Raw genomic sequence first — 17,413 nt, forward strand, 5'->3', positions numbered from 1 at the left:
TAAAACAAAAGTTTAAATGAAGAAATTACATCACATTTTAGTCGTTGCAGGGCTTGCCTTGGGGGTATTGACTGCCTGCAAATCAGGTCCGGCGACGTTGACCGGAGAGATTAAAGACTATAAAGCGGCAGGCATAGAGTGCATGCTGATCACTGATTCGTCTTTCGTTCAAGACAGTGTAGATATCGCGGAAGATGGAAGCTTCACATACAGCAGAGATTTTCCGGAGGGTGCTGAAATATGGTTTGTATCCGAGGATGCGAAAGGATTCCTACGCTTGTATTTGAAGAATGGTGACAAGCAGCACATCGTCTTGGCGGCCAATGCTGATTCAGTGATCGGACGTTGTGAAGTTATTTTCAGCGGAGACACGAAAGCTACGGAATACTTCCGGGCTTTTGATAAAGATTTTGCCAATCCGACTAAGTGGACACCGAAAGAAGCTGCGGGATATCAGTCATTCAACTCGTTCAAAGCTGCCCTTGAGTCCGTTGCCGGAAAACTGACTGAACAATTGAAAGCAACCGGCGATAAGCGTTTTATTGCAAAGGAAGAAAAGAAACTGAAGGATAAAATACTCTTTACCTCTTTTAATTATATGCGGGGCAGACATCAGGCGGGCCAGCCGACAAACGAAGACAAAGACTTCCTGGCATTTGCGGAAAGCATCGACTACAACGATATGGAGAATGCCAAAAACAGATTGCTGGATATGTATATTGGCTGGTATCAGACAAGCCATCCTGACCCGACATCAGGTCCCGGCGTACAATACTTCAATATTCTGAAACAACGTGTCTCCAATCAGGAAGTAATAAATTATATGGCCGATATGTATATGGCAAGTTATATGGAAAATGGAGCGGACGCTTACCAGAGTGTTACATTCGAAGCATATCAACACACAACTACCAATCAGGAGAAAATAGAGAAATTTAAAACAATGTGTGCGAATATAGGTAAACTTTTGCCGGGTAACGTCGCACCGGATTTCGCTATCAGCGACGTGAAAGGTAATTCTTCCAAGTTTTCGGATGTAGTGGGAAAAGGCAAAGTAGTCTATATAGACGTATGGGCAACCTGGTGTGGTCCGTGCTGTGCCGAGATTCCTTTTATGGAGAAACTGGTTGAGCATTATGCAGGCAATTCAAAAATAGAAATCATCAGCATCTCCATAGACGAAAAACTGGATAAGTGGAAAAAGAAACTAGAAGCGGACAAGCCGGAATGGCAGCAGTTCATTGTGCCGGACGGTTTTAAGTCGGACTTATGCAAAGAGTACAAAATCAACGGTATACCCCGTTTCATGCTTTTCGACAAAGATGGAACGATTATCAATGTAAATGCTCCCCGTCCTTCAGACGACTATATTATCAGCTATCTTAATCAACTATTGAAATAAAACATTAATTTTACATTTTTCATCTCGCTTTTCATTTTTTACAGCCGAAAAGACCGGGCATCATTTATTGAAGCCCGGTCTTTTTTACTATTAAAACACCAATCCGATGCCGAATGAAACAGAGTGGCGGATACTACTTTTCTTCCCGACATAATTAAACTCTCCATTAACAAAATCAACCTCGTAAGACGGTATTCCTCCAAACTCCTTCAGGTTATATCCCAACTGGAAATTCAAGCCAAAATGCTTCCGGAACATCTTAGTGTAACCTACCCCTACATTCCACATCCAGCCTTGTGCCACATTATCATTCTTGATAATACCATATCCGAGGTCCGTAAAAACATATCCAACCAGAAATTTGGGTAATGGACGGTAGCGGAAAGTTCCATAAACGGGAAAGGTATTATAACCCGGTTCTTCGTATCTATCAGCCCCTATACCGGCACCAGCCGATATTCTTTGTGTAATATCATACAATGCGGTAAAATGCAATGAGTTACCATGCATTTTATTTTCTTTCCGATTAAATGTCTTTCCCCAGTACTTTTCACTTAAGCCAAGGTTATAGTGGTAATCTAATATAACGTGAAACTTACTTTGAGCCTTAACAATAGGTACAAGCAAAAATAAAGTTCCAATGATTAAGATTGCTATTTTCTTAGTATTCATTCTTCAGTAATTTATGGATTAATAATAGAGGTGCATTGTCTTTTGTGTATACTCCCTGACAATATATTGGATATCCATACAGGTGTTCGTTGAATGGTGTTTCCAGAAATTTATCCAAATCCTGAAAATTGGTATATACATTGGCCGTCTGCCGGCTATCAGACACAACAAATAGAGTGATTGTAGAATTCTTTAAAATTTCAACTCCTTTGCCAACTGTGTTGCTTAAGGACAGTTTCGATTTTACTGCTTCTTCTACTTCTTTATAGGAATACGTGCTTTGGATGACAAAATATGCCGTCTTCCCATATGTAAGAGAACGAATATAAACCGGATTTTCAGGGTTTTCATTCATGGCTTTATCTTCAAAGAATCCTTGAACAGGAGTATCCACGTATACAGAAAAACTCCTGTTAGCCAGGACGCCCGCTGTCCTGCTTTTGATGTCTTTTTTCTTTGATGTTTTTTGAGCCTCCTTGGATAAAAGTTCTCCCAATGATGCGTTGTTGGGAAAGGCTTTTTCTATGTCTTCGTAAGTGTAGACTTCTACCAGCTTAATATCAAATGGAGAAAGCCTGTTTGTAATGTACTCTTTATATTGTTTTGATTCCAAGGCATCGGCCAGCAACTCTTTATACCCTACTGAACCATGTTTTTTGTCAATTGTGCCGGTAAAGGGCTTGGTAAAATCAAAGATGACATCTAAGGGATTTCTGGAAGCTATGATCTCCGGTTTAAAAGAGATTCCAAAATTCTTTTCACTGTAAGCAGCACCGAGATACAAAGGTGGAGGGGTTACCATATATCTGTTATCTACCGATAGATATAGGTCACCAATGAATAGCTCATCTTCGGTAACCGTAGAAAATAGGTAGTCCCATGCAAAAGGAGCTTCGTCAAATCTTCCTTTATCCGGTTCTTCAGGATGATTGGGGACTTTACGGTTATTAGTAGTTTCTTCTTTATCACATGCAGAAAGAGAAGACATGACAAGCAAACTTATGAATATTACATTCAGATATTCAAATTTCATTATACATAAGATTTTAGTTAATATTATGGGGGGCTTTCTTTAGTTTCAAAATTCATTTGAAGTATAATATTCCGTCTTCATTGAAGAGCAATGCTTACATAGCTATTGCATCCGGCCTACGTTAATATCTCTATCGGAATATAAAACTTAGCTTGGCATTAAATGAATTGTTGTATTCATATCCAATCTGGTATCCTGTATAGTTTATACCGATTTTCAACCAGTTATTTACTCTGTAATCATATCCGGCTGTAGCGGAAATGGCAAAACGTATTGATTTCTCCTCAAAAGTCTTAACCATATCATAATTGCCACCCGGGCTTGTTACAATACCATCTTTCGTACGTTCGGAACTGCCTAATCCGGCTGTACCTTGTATATAGATATTGTGCCGTCCTTTTTGGAGCAAATCGGCGCCTAATCCGAATCCTATCATGTAATCTCTGACACTGTTATTGAGGTCAAAGTTATAAGGAGTATTCTGAGTCGTATAGTTTACATGTTTGCTTCCGTCATTTATGCCCGTATGAAAGTTGGCTACTACGAAAAAACGATTGTGTATATACTGTTTAAACTCAATCCCAATGTTGTACCCTTTTCCTTCATGTAATTCCGGGAAGTGCTCATAACCGGCTGATAGCCCGAATTGGCTGGAGCCTTTCTGAGCATATGAGAGGCAAGAGCATACAAATAAAAAAAGAATAGGTAATATTAATCGTTTCATATCCATTGATTAATTTATATAGACCAAGGTACAATGTTTATGTACCCAGGTCTATAGATTATTTAAAAGATTATCTTATGTCAATTTCGAACATGTTACCCATATGATAAGTAGTACCAAGTGGATCGGCATAGTTTACTTTACAATCTCCGATCAGGTCGCCGCCACTGAATGCAATTTCCCATCCATTAATTGCTACTTTAAACCTGTTATCCATTTCGTGAAAATGATATTTCATATACTTTTTCTGGAGTCCATTCCAATTTAGGGTATACCAGTTGCCGAAATTGTCACGCGGTTTTTTCTTTCTTCTTTTTCCTTTGTACCAACCGTTGTCTCCTAAATTATATTGCATATTGTGCAGCAAGGGACCCGTGATAATATCGAGTAGTGAATAATCGGCATAGATGACAGTCAAATGTACCTCAGGAGCACCCCTTAACCATTTTTCCACTTGCTTGATGGCACTGCTTGATTTGAATCTTGCACGTGATATGACGTCGGATGCACTTCTGTTGTTTCTATATGAATTTGCCCTTGTCTGGGGAATGAATGCATCGACCTTTTCCTGGTTGAAACAATCAGGTAGATAGTATGAATGATATTCATTCGAGAATATCGCTTCCTGAGTGGAGCGTGTGTACGCCGTTTCCTGTTTCAATGTATAACGTTCATTGATACCAACCACCATATAAGGTAATTCGGGCTCTTCATCTGCAGAAATTTCAATGATATCTCCCTGACGATTGAACGCTTTTACTACATGGTCGTCTTGATCACTAAAAGAAGGGTCCAGTATGACCGTCAGAAAATCATTGGCTGCATCGATTTCCTGACCATCAGGAAGATATATATTCAGCAAAGGAGCATTTTTCTTAAATCCATCAATCAGTGCCGCAACATTTTCTGTACTGTATGTAGACATGGTAACTGACCGACTTGTGAGCGTATTTAAAAGATGATTTCCGTTTCCTGCATCCTCAAGGACCTGAGCGAGCAGGATGTCGTAATCTCCGTCCTTTTGCTTGGCAGCTTCTTCCTGCAAGCTCTGAAAAACGATTGGATTTTGTACTGCCTTATTCAGGAGTTCGGCCATTGCTTGTACATAATACCCCTCTTGTGTAGATTCTGCCGATTGGGTAGCAATTGGTTTTGGATTTACATCCACAAAATTCTCATCATTTTCGCAACTTAATAAACCAAACGATAGAAATGCTATCGTATATAAAGATATTTTTTTTCTCATATTTTTTTGTTTCAGAATTCGTTGGCAAGATTACGGGAAAATTTCCAAGAACTATTTGTAATGCCTTATAAAGAGTTGTAATGAACACTGAATTGTATATTCATAATCAACATGTTAGTTTGCTTACTTTATTCTATTTCCTGTAAACGGGCATTCGGGCGTTATAAAGAAAATAATTCATTTTGTTTCTTCTCGTTTACGGAGGATAGTAAAACTCAAATCCGACACTGCCAGAATCTGAGCTTTACAAGCCTTCCTTTTAACAGTTAACTAAAACATATAAGCGCATAATACGCTAAACACTTTATTTTTGAAGTCAACAGGGTTGCTGGAAGTTTTGAGGTTCTTCAGTCCCCAGTCGTATCCCACGGCTACCTGAACATGCTTGGCAAATTCAACACCTACCTTGCCTCCAATACCCCAGTCGAACCTTTCGGCCTGCTTGTCACTGAATACATTGTCGGCCAGGGTTGTTGTTGCTTTTTTACCAGCTTCGGTCTCGGTAACTAATTTGTTTTTTCCGAACAACCCTATACCAATGTAAGGTCCTACGTGGGCAAACAGAGCCGTATTGTGTCCCAGAGAGAATTTATATCCGATATGGATTGGGATATTCAGGAAATAAGGATTGCCCTTCCACTGCATGCTCTGTTTCTCCTGGGTGTCATAATATCCGGAACTTTCCCAGCCCTGTGACGAGAGCAGCACACCAAAGTCCAGATATAGTCCTTTGGATACATTGGGAAGTCCCCATTCACCTTTAACCCCCACATTAAATCCTGTTTTAGAGTCATAATCACTTGGGGCACTGATATTCAGTCCAGCCGTGACACCCACTTTAAGATTCTGGGCATAACTGCCTATGCTTACAGAAAATAAGACTAAAGAAAGAAATACGATTTTTCTCATAATCAAATAATTTTTATGTTTTTAAAAGCTTGTCTTCCTACTGTTTTGCCACGTGAACTTGTAAAGTTATCCACATGGGCATCAAATACATTGCCTACGGTTTCTATACGTAAGTTCAAAATAGATATCTCTTTGCCGTAAGGACAAAAGACTTTATTTCTATGGTTGAATTTTGAGCTGTGCATGGACAAGTCTGCAGAATAGCCCGCAGCGACATTCTTCTTCCAGAACACCACTTTCTTTTTGGTTTTAAACTCAACGGCGAAAGAGTTGCCATTTACAATACGTCCGATGGTCATTGTACTCCTGTACTTTCCGTTCTTTATTGTAACAGAAGCATCTCTGAAACCTTTATAACCTGGCTGGATCGGTCCCGGACGCAATGCCCTTGTTGATACAGCCTCTTCGTCAACTTCATAGGTTGGTGTATTGACTTCAGGCGCTTTCAATGTGTTACCGATAACGACATACCCCTTTATATTACCTACAAGTGACAGTTCATTGTCAGTAAAGGTAAAGTAAGGCGTCACATCGTAGGAATCGATGGTATTGAACGAGAATACATTGCCATATTTAACCTTGTAATCGTTAATCAGCTTCTCAATCCGCAGGGTATCTTCCGTATCGAAAATCTGTTCCAGCTCTTCGTCAGCCCGGTTCCAAAGTGTATAGGCACCATCGAATCCTAACTTTTCAAAATAAGTGTCGCGATTTTCTTTGGTCATGTTACTAAGTTTTTCAATCGTCTGATTGTAAACCTGCTCATTTTGGAAACGAAGTACCGGCATGTCAGCCAAACCATCAGAGGCGCTTCTTGTGCCAGGCAACCAGTCACTCATTCTGGACACTTCAACCTCCGGGGAACTATTGTTATTGCTTTGAGATACGATCTCCTCTTCATTACTACATGAAGCGATACCTAATGCCAGGCATACTGCCATCACCAAATGGGCGTGTTTACTAAGTGAATTTAATACCTTCATAAATTTTTAAGATTTGAATTAGAACAATTGCTATTATTAATGTACATTTTTTAGCCATTCTGTCTCTGTGATTTGGCAAGCACCCACAACCCCGATACCGTTGGATACATTGGTATAATGATGAAGCATCGGAGAAAGGCCGTGGTTGCCTAAATCGTTGTTATTTATATTATTCAGTGTTTTAAAGTAGCTGTAAAATTCCGGCGAGAGCTTGTAGAGGTAAATTTTGTATTCCTCCCTATAGCTGAAATTATCCCAATCGACGTCGTAATCTTTCTGATAATCCATATTCAGACGGACTGTATATTCCTTTCCCGGAATCTTTTCATCATCCCATATATACAGATTCTGGAAGAAGCGGTTTGAGAACATGAATATCTCGTCCAGATCAGACAGGTTGTTCAACAAGGGTTCGTCTTTCAGGTCAAATTCTACAGATTGAAATGAAACGTCTTCGTCGCCATCTTTCGTTGTTATTTCTTTTTTTATCAAACGAATACCGTAATAATCATTGGTTCCGCCATCATCTTTGAAGGTTACAAGTACCTGCAAGGTATTATCACTGTCGCCTTTAGGTGCCAGTCTTATTTCTTTTAATGGAAAATTATCCGGCATGACGGTTTGGGCGGTGATTGCCGGTAGTCCTGTTGAAGCGGCCTGTAGTTGCAGGCAGTCATTCTTTCCCCACTTCCCTAAAGTATAATAGCATTGTGCCGGGAGCGATGAAGTGGAGTCCTCGTTCCAATAAATGGCCTGCTCCTTTCCGTTTACCGTGAAATGGATATCTGCATTGCGTACACTTTTATCCAGTGGTTCTCTTTTGCTGACCGGGACACTCTTGGACAGTTGTATGACTGTCGTATCCTTGTTTGAAGGAAAACAATAGAGCACCAGCTTTTCACAGGCATCCACTTCGTCCAATTCAAAATGATAGGTACAGGATGACAATATGGCTGCCAGTATCAGGTAAATAATCTTTTTCATTTTCGTTTTAGAACTTTAGAGTGTAACTGAATGAGGGAATGATGGGAAATACCCCGGTGGCTTTCCCCCTGAACCTTCCATCCGGTAATTTCTCCACTTTGGCATACAAGGCATTCATGCGGCAATAAGCATTATATATACTTATGTTCCAGATACGTTCGTACCCCCGCTTAGTCGTTTTGCGGAAGTTAACTCCCACGTCCAGCCTGTGATAAGATGGTAACGTCACATTATTGGGCTTTTCATAAATCCACTGTGCCGGCTCTTTTTCTTTTATTCCGGGAATCTCCGGTGCGTTTACGTATTGTGAGGGAATCGTCATTTTATTTCCAGAGTGGAAAGTCCATGCCGCATAAGCCTCTATCCGCCCGATAAGCTTATGCCTTACTGCTATATTCAGTTTATGGCGATTATCAAACTTGTCATCATACCATCCCTGATAAATTTCACTGAACTTTCTTTTGCTCCATGATAGTGTATAAGCGAAGTCCACGGATGTTTTGGCCGTGCGATATGAAAGCTCAAATTCGGCTCCATAAGCTTTTCCCTTTCCTTCCTTTACAGTCATTTCCCAGTTCTCGGCAGAAGGTGCCAGACGATTGCCACCATCATATTCTATTGTATGGTTCATTGTCTTGTAGAATCCTTCTACACTGAGATGCATATTATGTGGCAACCGCATGTATACGCCTGCCGCATACTGACGTGAGCGCATAGGACGGATATCTTTTGTTGTAGGCACCCAATAGTCTGTAGGCAGGTTAAGATAGGTGCTGGACAACAAATGCATAAATTGGCTCATTTCAGTATAGGATAATTTCAGGGCAGTGTGATCATTCCATTGATATCTGACGGCGGCTCTCGGTTCTACCGAATGGTAAGTTTTATCCGAGATTTTAAACAAAGTATAATGAATCCCGATGTTTGCCCGCCATTTTTTTCCAAAAGTCATATCATCTTCTGCGTAAACCGTAAACTCATGTCCCCTGTAGTAAAATGAACTACTGTGCTGGATGGTATCCTTTTGGGCATCGTTTCCGGAGAAGTCCTTTACAACCTGCGACTGGGGGCGGAAAGTGTGGTAAAGGTAATTCGAGCCCATACGTATATGCTGATGCGCTCCCGGTTTGTAATCAAATTCCATGCGGTAGCCGATATCATCAATGGCCGAATGGTTGCGGCGCTCGATATGGGTAACTTCGGTCACCTGTCCCGAGTTCAGGTATTTATCTTCTTCCTTGTAGTCATACAACGAACGGTTGCGGGCATATACTCCGGTGAAGTTGGCAAATAATCTGGGGGTGAGTTGATAGCTCCAGTTTATCGCCGTTGTCAGATTCCCCCATTGCAGATTGAACTTCGCCTGGTATTGTTCCTCGTCAGAGCTATTATTATATCCATGCATATCCTGCTTATTATCAACTTTCAGCATGTCATTACCCGAATAAAAGCTTATGTACGCCTTGCTTCTGTCTGAAAATGCATGGGTGATTTTAGCATTGATGTCATGAAAGGCGTATCTTCCGGTGAACTGGTCATCTTTTTTAGATTTGTTCCGAAAAAAAAAGACCGGTGCGGAAAACGCATCCAGCCAGCTTCTACGCATAGCTATATTAAATGAAGTCCTGTTCTTGACAATGGGGCCTTCAAACTGGATTCTTCCGTCCAGCAACCCTAAAGTAAAACTCCCATGATACTCTTTCATATCCCCGTCATTGGTTCTTACGTCAATAACAGAAGACAGGCGTCCGCCATAACGGGCGGGAAAGCCGCTTTTATAGAATTCAATGTTTTTGATAATATCCGTATTGAATGCTGAAAACAAGCCTCCCAGATGGTTGATCTGATACAAAGGAGTCCCATCCAGCAGGAACAGATTTTCGTCGTGGTTTCCTCCGTGCACATATAACCCGGATACAAGTTCTGTGCCCGAAGCTACCCCCGGCAGATTCTGGAGCGTCTTAATCACATCCGGAGAACTCAACAGGGAATATTCTGTTTGTAACTCACGTGCGGTCAAAGACACTTTTCCTGTCTGGGTGGTGTGTATTGGGGAGTTAAGGTCGCCGATAACCAGTACTTCGTCCAATGAATAGTCCTCTTTAAGATAAACTTTCAGTGTTATGTTTTTGTCCAGCACTATATTTTCCTTTTTTTGCCCGAAACCAATGAAGGAGAAGCTAAGAACACGCTTGCCTTCAGGCAGAGTTATGCTGAAAAAGCCATAATTATTGCTTAGTGTTCCAATCCCCAAAGCTTCATCCTTGACTGTTGCATTAATCAACGGCTCTCCGTTTTCCTGGCAGACATATCCGCTGACGGTATATTTCTTCATTTTATGTAGGAGGATATATTTGCCTCTGACTTCCCATTTCAGTTCCGTTTTTCTGAACAGTTCCTGCAAACTTTGTTCCAGGCCAAATCCTTGTAGCGGTTTTCCGTGATAAGGTATATCCAGATTCAAGGAGGAATCATAGATAAAGTTTATCTGGTGCAATTTGTGGACAAGTTCCATCTGTTCCTTAACCGTACTCAAAGGCTTGACTTGTGCCTGTCCTTGTACTGGGAAACAGATACAGGCTATAAAGAGCATAATGATAGTTCGCTTCATCGCTTTATCTCTTTTGTATCTTAATTTGCAGGACATTCTCAATCAAATCAATGATTTCATCCAGGCTGTTTGTTGTAAACTCGCCATTAAGGCTCTTTCCGGTATCATCTGTGGTTAACTGTATGTGGTAGAAAGCGGATAATTCAGACAGAACTTCGGAAATCGGAGTGTTGTCAAAAAGGAATGTTTTGGTAGCCCATGCAGTCTGATTAATGCTGCCGGGAGCCACCACTTCCGGCTTCTGCTTACCGTAAGTTAATGTAGCTTCCATTCCTTCAGTCAGTATTACGCCTTCCTGCTGTTCTTTTGCGGCAAAGAGTACTTTCCCCGACACTACATATACATTAGATTCTTGTGAAGATTCGCTTACCTGAAAACGGGTTCCCAAAACCGTTACCCGGGATAACTGCCCATAGACTTCAAAGGGATGTTTCGCATCTTTTGTAACTGCAAAGAACACCTTTCCGGTCATATTGATATGACGTTTATTCCTGAAATCTGAAGACTGATAAGTAACAGTCGACTTCGGGAATAATGTCACAGCAGTACTGTCCGGTAACAGAAATGTTTCTATTGAATCTCCGGAGGCAAGTCTTGTCCAGTCGTCTTTAGACCCCGTATTGTAGAAATAAAAACTGAATGCTACGAACAATAAAATAGTAGCAGCAACGCCTGAATACCAATATGGACGATAGTTGGCACGTACCTGCGTAGTTCTCTCTTCAAAACGGCGGATAGCCTTATTGGTATCGAACCGTCTAAATTTATAATACCTCAGTACAAAATCAAGGCACTTTTTTTCTATTTCCTTCATGCTTCAGCTTTTTGTTTGAGCTAAGACTGAAATCAATAAAAAATCCCCTACGCAAAAATGAAAAAAATTATCCGAAAAAGAAATTATATATTTTGATGGTTCCTTCTTTCAGTACTTTCATCGCTTTAGCCACTTGATTCTCTGCTGTTTTTGTAGAAATATTCAGTTTGTCTGCAATCTCCTTATATTTCAGACCGTCACGCTTACTAAGGAGAAAAACCTCCCGGCACTTTTCCGGCAGGGAGTCAATGGCCGTCCATAATCTTGCTTCAATCAACGAGCGTTCTTCTGCTTCTTCATCCTGAATGATGCCTGCCAAATCGGAAGGTGATACATTGCAATCAATCTGATTGTCTTTCTTTAAAGTGTCCAAGCATCGATTCCTCACCATCATATAAAGATAAGCCTTTACGTTGATAATTTCCTTCTCAGTATTCACTCTTTCCCACAGCTCTACAAAACAATCCTGCACGACGTCTTCTACCAAGTCTATGTCGCGAAGATAGTGCATAGCATACAAGCAAAGCGGACGATAATATCGACGGAAGGAATCATCAATATTTTTCTTGGCTTCGTTCATTATCGTGGTTGTTTTGTTAATTTGTCAAAGATAATAAAAAAAATGCGTTTAAAAGAAGAAAAACAGGGAATTATCCCTTCAAATATTGATTATTTTTTGTGTAGGTATCACAGGTTACACAGTCAGATTAATAGAAAATAGAATTAGAATTAGAGAGGTTAGTTCCTTATGGTCTCGCACCTGTGTCACGTCTCGCCTCGCACCTATGTCTCCCCCCGGTCTCGCACCTGTGTCACACCCGGGGACACAGGTGTGTCATACGGGACGCCCCCTATCTCCTTTTTGAAACTTTTCACACCAAAAACATCTATACGATCAAGGTAACTTACACAAAAGACACTTAACCCAACCTTAACCCAATGAATGTTACTTTTGAAGGCAACTCTCACACAGGCAAAAATGAATGGCTCACCCCACCGGACCTACTGAAAAAATTAGGGCATTTCGACCTTGACCCTTGTTCACCCGTCAATCGTCCCTGGAGCACTGCACACCGCCATTACACGATACTGGACAACGGACTGGAGCAAGAATGGACAGGCAGAGTATTCTGCAACCCTCCTTATGACACCAACCTGATAGTCCGCTTCATACATCGCTGTGCCGAACACGGGAATGCTATTGCCCTAACCTTTGCCCGGACTGACACGAGATTGTTTCACGACGAGATATTCCGCAAAGCCGACTCGATACTCTTCATCAAAGGAAGACTCCGCTTCTACCACGTCAACGGTGAGCAGGGAGGAACGGCAGGTGCACCCTCCTGCCTGATAGCCTTTAATAAGGAGAACACGGAAGTGTTGAGGAATTGCGGCATCGACGGCAAATTCATCGTATTACACAGCAACAACCGGGAGATTAAACTTTAGACTTCCCCAAACTCTACTCTTGAATGTACTTAATCAAATATAAATATGGAAGATATGACATTGACCCTGGAACAGGAAACTGAAATCAAAGAGAAAGCAATTAAGCTCAAAACAGAAAAAAAGCTGAGAAAAATTTACCCAATGGTAGTTTTCGGAGATACAAACTGCGGAGAAAAAGAGTTTTACGTAGCATATATGGCCGAACCAAGTTTTTTGCAGTTCTCGAAGTTTATGGCAGCCTCCAAGAAAGACGAAGTAACTGCCATGCGTACGCTGGCAAAAGACTCTTTCATTGATGGGGACAAGGAGTTGGTAGACAATGAATCGCTTTTCCTTTTCGGGCTAATGTCGCAACTGTCAGAGATTATCACAACCAGACAAAGTATGATTGTAAATTTTTAGACAAATGGATAGTACGTGAGGAACAGCGAATCCGCCAAAGAACCATTTACGTACGTCACTACTTTCCATCTGTTAATCTGAATACAATCGACGATGAAGAATTTGCTATGCTATCAGAAGAAGCCCTGTGGCTCCATGAACAACTGATACTTACGAGAAGCACAAACACACTTACTACCTGACAATTCATTCATTTCTTGCTCCATGGCCCCTGCATACCTCCCAAGTGTGACAGGGGCCTTTTTACAAAAACTAACCGATGACACAACCCGCTACATCTTCTGAACTAGCCCAAAATTATCGCGTCAATTATTCGATTAACGTACAAGCGGATGAAGGCGTGAAAAAAGTTACCAAATTTGCCGAAGCTATCGGCGAACTGGTAAAAGCAAACGCCGGCTTCAAACTGGCCGCAGGCAATATCAACACAATCATGAAGGAAGTCGATGAAGTTTTCCGCCCTAAAGGAAGAAAACGCGACTATACCTACGATTTCAACATCAAGACCAACCAGACCGAAGAGAAGCTGACGCGGATTAAAACCGCGTTGACCGAGATTCGCGAAATGAGTTCAGGCATCAATCTGGTTATCAATGCCGGACAGAAACTGGATACCAAGGCAATAAAGTCACAGGCCAAAAAAGTTATTGATAAAAATGCAATAGCTGCCCAGGAGACATTAGCCCAAAAGACTGCCAAAGACTCTGCCCTGTCCATATCCGAAACCCAGAAAAATATAACGAAGGCCATCGGGAAAATCAACTCAGCCCTTATCCACCTCGAAAACGAGAGGGAAATACGGATAAAGACCGATACAGCCAAATTACGTCTGGAGGAGATACTTACTTTATTGCATAACATAAAGGGGGCTTCGCAAATCACCCTTAATATTCAAAACGGAAAAAGCAAAAAAGGCAAAGAAAACAGTATAGTTCCCGAAGTAATACCAACCGTTCCTGCAATAATCCCCGGCTCTGTACCTACGATTTCTGTGCCTCCTGTTCTTCCTCCTGTTGTTCCGCCTACGTCCCCCACCCCGGAAAAACCATTGACTCAAAAGCAACAGGAAAGACAACGTGAGAGACAAGCGAAGGAAGAAGAACGGATAGTGAGAAAGGCAGAAGCCGAGCAGGAAAGAGAGTTCCGCCAAAGAATACGCAATAAACTGAAGTCTTTTAATAACCTTGAAAAGATTTACGCCAAACGGGATAAGAAATTCGAGGAACTTGAAAAGATGAGGATGCGCCGAATCCTTGAAAAGGAACGGGAGGACGAAAAGAAAAAGCTTCAGAACGAAAAGAGACAACAGAAGCTTGCTGGACAAAGATTACGGCTGACACAGAAACAATCTGTCATTGAAGACTCCAAATATGGGAACAGACGTCGTGCGGCCATTAACCGTATGCAATACTCCAAGACACCGTCCATTCGGAATCTCCCTTTCCTTTCCATGTTCAACGCATACATGGCATACAACTTCATGAAATCCGAACTGAGAGATGCTGTAGAATATGCCAATGTGATGGAATCTGCGAAAAGCATTTTGCGCGTATCAGATTCCGATTTAGGTACTTTTGAGCAACGGTTTGAAAAGATGTCCCGGCATGTCCGGCAAATTGGTGTGGACACCAAGTTCACGGCGGTACAAATCGGACAGGCAACACGCTTTCTGGCAATGGCCGGCATGGACATGGAGACGATTCACAACTCCATGCGCCCCATTGTCAACCTTGCATTAATAGGTGATAATGATGTAGGTCAGATTGCAGACTTGACCACGAACATTATGAGCGGATACAAGATTAAGAGTACCAGTATGAATTCTGTTGCTGATATTCTGGCATCAACCGTGTCACGTTCTAACGTCAATATTATAGAAATGGCGGAAAGCTTCAAAATGGCGGGAGGTTATCTGAAAACCGCAGGCATTGACTTTGCCGAGGCGGCAGCTGCTGTTGGCGTATTAGGTAACTCTGGTATCAAAGGTACGATGGCAGGTACAGCTTTGAGGGCCATGTCTACCCGTTTTGCCAAACCAACCAAAGAGGCGGCAGAAACTTTGGAGAAGTTAAAAGTCAAGTTTACTCATTTTATCGATGTATATGGCAAGAAAGTAGAAAAGGTCCGTCCTCTGGCAGATATTTTTAGAGACCTGCATAAAGCTGGGGCGACAATGGCCGATATGCAGGCTATCTTTGGCAAAATCGGTGGTAATGCCGCCATGCAGTTCATCAATAATTATGAAAAGCTTAGAGAAATCACTGTACAGAATAAAGGTTCAAATGGCATCTCAACAGAGCTGGCCTTAGTGAAGCAACAAACAACAAAAGGACTCTGGTATCAGGTTACTTCCCAACTTACAGAAAGCTTTATGACAGGCTTTGAACTGATGGAACCCTCTATCCGGCAGGTATTAAAGGATTTTCTCGCCAAATTCAGTACCCCGGACCTAGCCCGCGGACTGGCCGAAATAGGCCGGACACTAATTAGCATCGTGTCAACCCTTGCCAACTTTGGCACATGGATAGTAAAGAACTTCCATTGGATAGAGCCCATCCTCTTCACTGGTTTTGTCGCAACCCGGCTTTACAAACTTGCCGGAGCATTGACCAATGTAGGCGTGGCGATGGGGTTCTTAGGCAAACAGTCTGCTGCCGCCTCAACCATCCAACTTCTGACCGGATTAACCGGGCTTGGCGGAAAAATATCAGGCAAGACACTAACCTTTGCCAACAAAAGAGCTATCGTATCGGCTCTACAATCTGCCGGAGTGACTGGTAAAGGAGCAATGACCCAGGCACTATTATCTTCCGGTCTCATGGGTGGCAGCTCATTGATGGCAGCACGCAGCGCTTTCGGTCCGTTGTTTGCTTCTCAGGTGGTAACAGGCAACGGAATGGTTGGGGCAACCGCTTCTTTATCGGCCATCGGAACCGGAGCGGCGGCAGCGACCGCAAGTATCGCTGCTTTGGTCGGCGCCCTTGGTTGGGTGGCATACAAAACCTGGAAGATTAAAGAAGCCAAAGATGCCGTGCAGGAAGAAATCAGAGCCAACAGAAAATACCGGTATCCAAGTATTGATAGCCTATACGAATCGTTAAGGAAGACATACCAGCAGGCACTTGCTACTAAAAATGCCGTTGATGACGTGACGAAGGGAAAGACGCTTGAAGAAGCATCCGGCCAAAAAATCGGCGCCTTTACAGGAAACTGGTGGACGGCTTTCTTCACTTCAGCCGCTGCTGCTGAAACCAGATCTGCACCATCATACTCCTTTGATGATGCTTACCAGTCCGATGTAAAGGCCGCAATACACACGCTTGCCGAGAAAGACAGTCAGGAACGGATACTAAAAGCCTATGCTAACCTCGGAAAACTAAAGACCGACGAAGAAATCGGTGGATTTATCCGGAGCGCCAAAGCTGTGTTCGGGCAAGATGGACTCACCTTAAACCGCAAATTATGGACAGAGGATAAGAACGGCAAAATTCTGTACAAATCGGGCATGGATAAATTGACCGCTGCCGAGGCAAGCAGCACAATCGATTATGCCGATTATATGAATGAAAAGCTTGTTCCGGAAATCGTTAAGATTGCACAGAACTACAGGACAGCCCTTTCGTCACAACATAATGCCCGCTATGCTATGGCATTGGGAGGATTCAAATTCACCGAACTTATAAAACTCGGATATTCGAGAGGTAAGGACGGACTATGGAAACAGAAAGTCCCCGGAAAGAAAGCAACCAAGGAAGAGAGAGAAATAGCATTGGCTAATGCGTCAGCCGCACACAACATGGTTGTCACATTTGCTTCCAGTCTGCGGCAAACTTTTGGTGGCTCAGCAGAAATGGCAGAGAACATACTGCAAAAAGCCGGATTCTCTCCTGACTTATATTCTAATGAACCGGACAAGGACGATTCTCCCTACAATTCAAATGGCATAACATCAGGGGCCGATGACGGGCTTGCCGGAGGCAATTACTCAGGTACCGGAAAGCTATCATCGGCCGCACCGAAGCAAGTGATTGTAAATATCACCAACCTGATGAGTCTCGAAGCCATTAACCTATTGAAATCAGAAGATGGGAAGAATCCGGAAATACAAAATCTTAAAGAACAACTCGCTCAGGCATTGATTGATGTAGTACACGACTTCGATGCAACCTGGGAGGGATAAAACA

General features: G+C 42.2%; 14 protein-coding genes. 4 read left to right on the forward strand and 10 right to left on the reverse strand.

The genetic code is table 11. The features are described 5' to 3' along the window. Nucleotides 1-16 precede the first annotated feature (16 nt). Nucleotides 17-1,402, forward strand: a complete 1,386-nt coding sequence (locus tag HMPREF9447_RS03375; RefSeq protein ID WP_009128078.1) for a TlpA family protein disulfide reductase — start codon at nucleotides 17-19, stop codon at nucleotides 1,400-1,402. A gap of 90 nt (nucleotides 1,403-1,492) precedes the next feature. Here HMPREF9447_RS03375 and HMPREF9447_RS03380 read toward each other — a convergent pair whose 3' ends face one another. The 10 genes from HMPREF9447_RS03380 to HMPREF9447_RS03425 form a co-directional block, all read right to left on the reverse strand. Then, nucleotides 1,493-2,074, reverse strand: coding sequence for a hypothetical protein (locus HMPREF9447_RS03380; protein WP_009128081.1), 582 nt, complete (start codon nucleotides 2,072-2,074; stop codon nucleotides 1,493-1,495). Then, the gene (locus tag HMPREF9447_RS03385) at nucleotides 2,064-3,107 is read right to left on the reverse strand and encodes a thiol-activated cytolysin family protein (protein ID WP_009128083.1); all 1,044 of its coding nucleotides are present in this window, start codon (nucleotides 3,105-3,107) and stop codon (nucleotides 2,064-2,066) included. The genes HMPREF9447_RS03380 and HMPREF9447_RS03385 overlap by 11 nt, the downstream gene beginning before the upstream one ends. Before the next feature lie 130 nt (nucleotides 3,108-3,237). Beyond that, complete coding sequence (locus tag HMPREF9447_RS03390; RefSeq protein WP_009128085.1) at nucleotides 3,238-3,831, reverse strand: outer membrane beta-barrel protein; 594 nt, start codon at nucleotides 3,829-3,831, stop codon at nucleotides 3,238-3,240. Nucleotides 3,832-3,901: 70 nt separating this feature from the next. Continuing rightward, entirely contained in the window at nucleotides 3,902-5,077 is a 1,176-nt protein-coding gene (locus tag HMPREF9447_RS03395) for a hypothetical protein (RefSeq protein ID WP_009128087.1), read from the reverse strand. Between the two features lie 270 nt (nucleotides 5,078-5,347). Further along, nucleotides 5,348-5,986, reverse strand: a complete 639-nt coding sequence (locus HMPREF9447_RS03400) for a porin family protein (RefSeq protein WP_009128089.1) — start codon at nucleotides 5,984-5,986, stop codon at nucleotides 5,348-5,350. Between the two features lie 2 nt (nucleotides 5,987-5,988). Continuing rightward, the gene (locus tag HMPREF9447_RS03405; RefSeq protein ID WP_009128092.1) at nucleotides 5,989-6,969 is read right to left on the reverse strand and encodes a DUF4848 domain-containing protein; all 981 of its coding nucleotides are present in this window, start codon (nucleotides 6,967-6,969) and stop codon (nucleotides 5,989-5,991) included. A gap of 36 nt (nucleotides 6,970-7,005) precedes the next feature. Then, the gene (locus HMPREF9447_RS03410) at nucleotides 7,006-7,953 is read right to left on the reverse strand and encodes a DUF4249 domain-containing protein (RefSeq protein WP_009128094.1); all 948 of its coding nucleotides are present in this window, start codon (nucleotides 7,951-7,953) and stop codon (nucleotides 7,006-7,008) included. 7 nt (nucleotides 7,954-7,960) lie between these two features. Beyond that, entirely contained in the window at nucleotides 7,961-10,564 is a 2,604-nt protein-coding gene (locus HMPREF9447_RS03415; protein ID WP_009128095.1) for a TonB-dependent receptor plug domain-containing protein, read from the reverse strand. A 4-nt stretch (nucleotides 10,565-10,568) separates the two neighbouring features. Then, nucleotides 10,569-11,378, reverse strand: coding sequence for a FecR family protein (locus HMPREF9447_RS03420; protein ID WP_009128097.1), 810 nt, complete (start codon nucleotides 11,376-11,378; stop codon nucleotides 10,569-10,571). A gap of 67 nt (nucleotides 11,379-11,445) precedes the next feature. Further along, entirely contained in the window at nucleotides 11,446-11,958 is a 513-nt protein-coding gene (locus HMPREF9447_RS03425; protein WP_009128098.1) for an RNA polymerase sigma-70 factor, read from the reverse strand. Nucleotides 11,959-12,317: 359 nt separating this feature from the next. On the opposite strand from HMPREF9447_RS03425, the gene HMPREF9447_RS03430 reads away from it, so the two are divergent. The 3 genes from HMPREF9447_RS03430 to HMPREF9447_RS03440 all read left to right on the forward strand — a co-directional run bounded on the left by HMPREF9447_RS03430 (nucleotide 12,318) and on the right by HMPREF9447_RS03440 (nucleotide 17,409). After that, nucleotides 12,318-12,827 carry a DNA N-6-adenine-methyltransferase gene (locus tag HMPREF9447_RS03430; RefSeq protein WP_009128100.1) on the forward strand — a complete coding sequence of 170 codons (510 nt, stop codon included), beginning with the start codon at nucleotides 12,318-12,320 and terminating at the stop codon, nucleotides 12,825-12,827. 45 nt (nucleotides 12,828-12,872) lie between these two features. Next, nucleotides 12,873-13,229, forward strand: coding sequence for a hypothetical protein (locus tag HMPREF9447_RS03435; RefSeq protein ID WP_009128101.1), 357 nt, complete (start codon nucleotides 12,873-12,875; stop codon nucleotides 13,227-13,229). A 259-nt stretch (nucleotides 13,230-13,488) separates the two neighbouring features. Next, nucleotides 13,489-17,409: a phage tail tape measure protein gene (locus tag HMPREF9447_RS03440; protein ID WP_009128103.1), complete on the forward strand. Its 3,921-nt coding sequence runs from the start codon at nucleotides 13,489-13,491 to the stop codon at nucleotides 17,407-17,409. The last annotated feature ends 4 nt before the right edge of the window (nucleotides 17,410-17,413 follow it).

This window comes from Bacteroides oleiciplenus YIT 12058, assembly GCF_000315485.1.
Lineage (GTDB): Bacteria > Bacteroidota > Bacteroidia > Bacteroidales > Bacteroidaceae > Bacteroides > Bacteroides oleiciplenus.

What these genes read in the sequence shown, in the direction of transcription:
- HMPREF9447_RS03375 (WP_009128078.1), top strand. Translation starts at nt 17, where the DNA reads ATGAAGAAATTACATCACATTTTAGTCGTTGCAGGGCTTGCCTTGGGG.
- HMPREF9447_RS03395 (WP_009128087.1), bottom strand. Translation starts at nt 5,077, where the DNA reads ATGAGAAAAAAAATATCTTTATATACGATAGCATTTCTATCGTTTGGT.
- HMPREF9447_RS03380 (WP_009128081.1), bottom strand. Translation starts at nt 2,074, where the DNA reads ATGAATACTAAGAAAATAGCAATCTTAATCATTGGAACTTTATTTTTG.
- HMPREF9447_RS03425 (WP_009128098.1), bottom strand. Translation starts at nt 11,958, where the DNA reads ATGAACGAAGCCAAGAAAAATATTGATGATTCCTTCCGTCGATATTAT.
- HMPREF9447_RS03430 (WP_009128100.1), top strand. Translation starts at nt 12,318, where the DNA reads ATGAATGTTACTTTTGAAGGCAACTCTCACACAGGCAAAAATGAATGG.
- HMPREF9447_RS03435 (WP_009128101.1), top strand. Translation starts at nt 12,873, where the DNA reads ATGGAAGATATGACATTGACCCTGGAACAGGAAACTGAAATCAAAGAG.
- HMPREF9447_RS03410 (WP_009128094.1), bottom strand. Translation starts at nt 7,953, where the DNA reads ATGAAAAAGATTATTTACCTGATACTGGCAGCCATATTGTCATCCTGT.
- HMPREF9447_RS03420 (WP_009128097.1), bottom strand. Translation starts at nt 11,378, where the DNA reads ATGAAGGAAATAGAAAAAAAGTGCCTTGATTTTGTACTGAGGTATTAT.
- HMPREF9447_RS03405 (WP_009128092.1), bottom strand. Translation starts at nt 6,969, where the DNA reads ATGAAGGTATTAAATTCACTTAGTAAACACGCCCATTTGGTGATGGCA.
- HMPREF9447_RS03400 (WP_009128089.1), bottom strand. Translation starts at nt 5,986, where the DNA reads ATGAGAAAAATCGTATTTCTTTCTTTAGTCTTATTTTCTGTAAGCATA.
- HMPREF9447_RS03415 (WP_009128095.1), bottom strand. Translation starts at nt 10,564, where the DNA reads ATGAAGCGAACTATCATTATGCTCTTTATAGCCTGTATCTGTTTCCCA.
- HMPREF9447_RS03440 (WP_009128103.1), top strand. Translation starts at nt 13,489, where the DNA reads ATGACACAACCCGCTACATCTTCTGAACTAGCCCAAAATTATCGCGTC.
- HMPREF9447_RS03390 (WP_009128085.1), bottom strand. Translation starts at nt 3,831, where the DNA reads ATGAAACGATTAATATTACCTATTCTTTTTTTATTTGTATGCTCTTGC.
- HMPREF9447_RS03385 (WP_009128083.1), bottom strand. Translation starts at nt 3,107, where the DNA reads ATGAAATTTGAATATCTGAATGTAATATTCATAAGTTTGCTTGTCATG.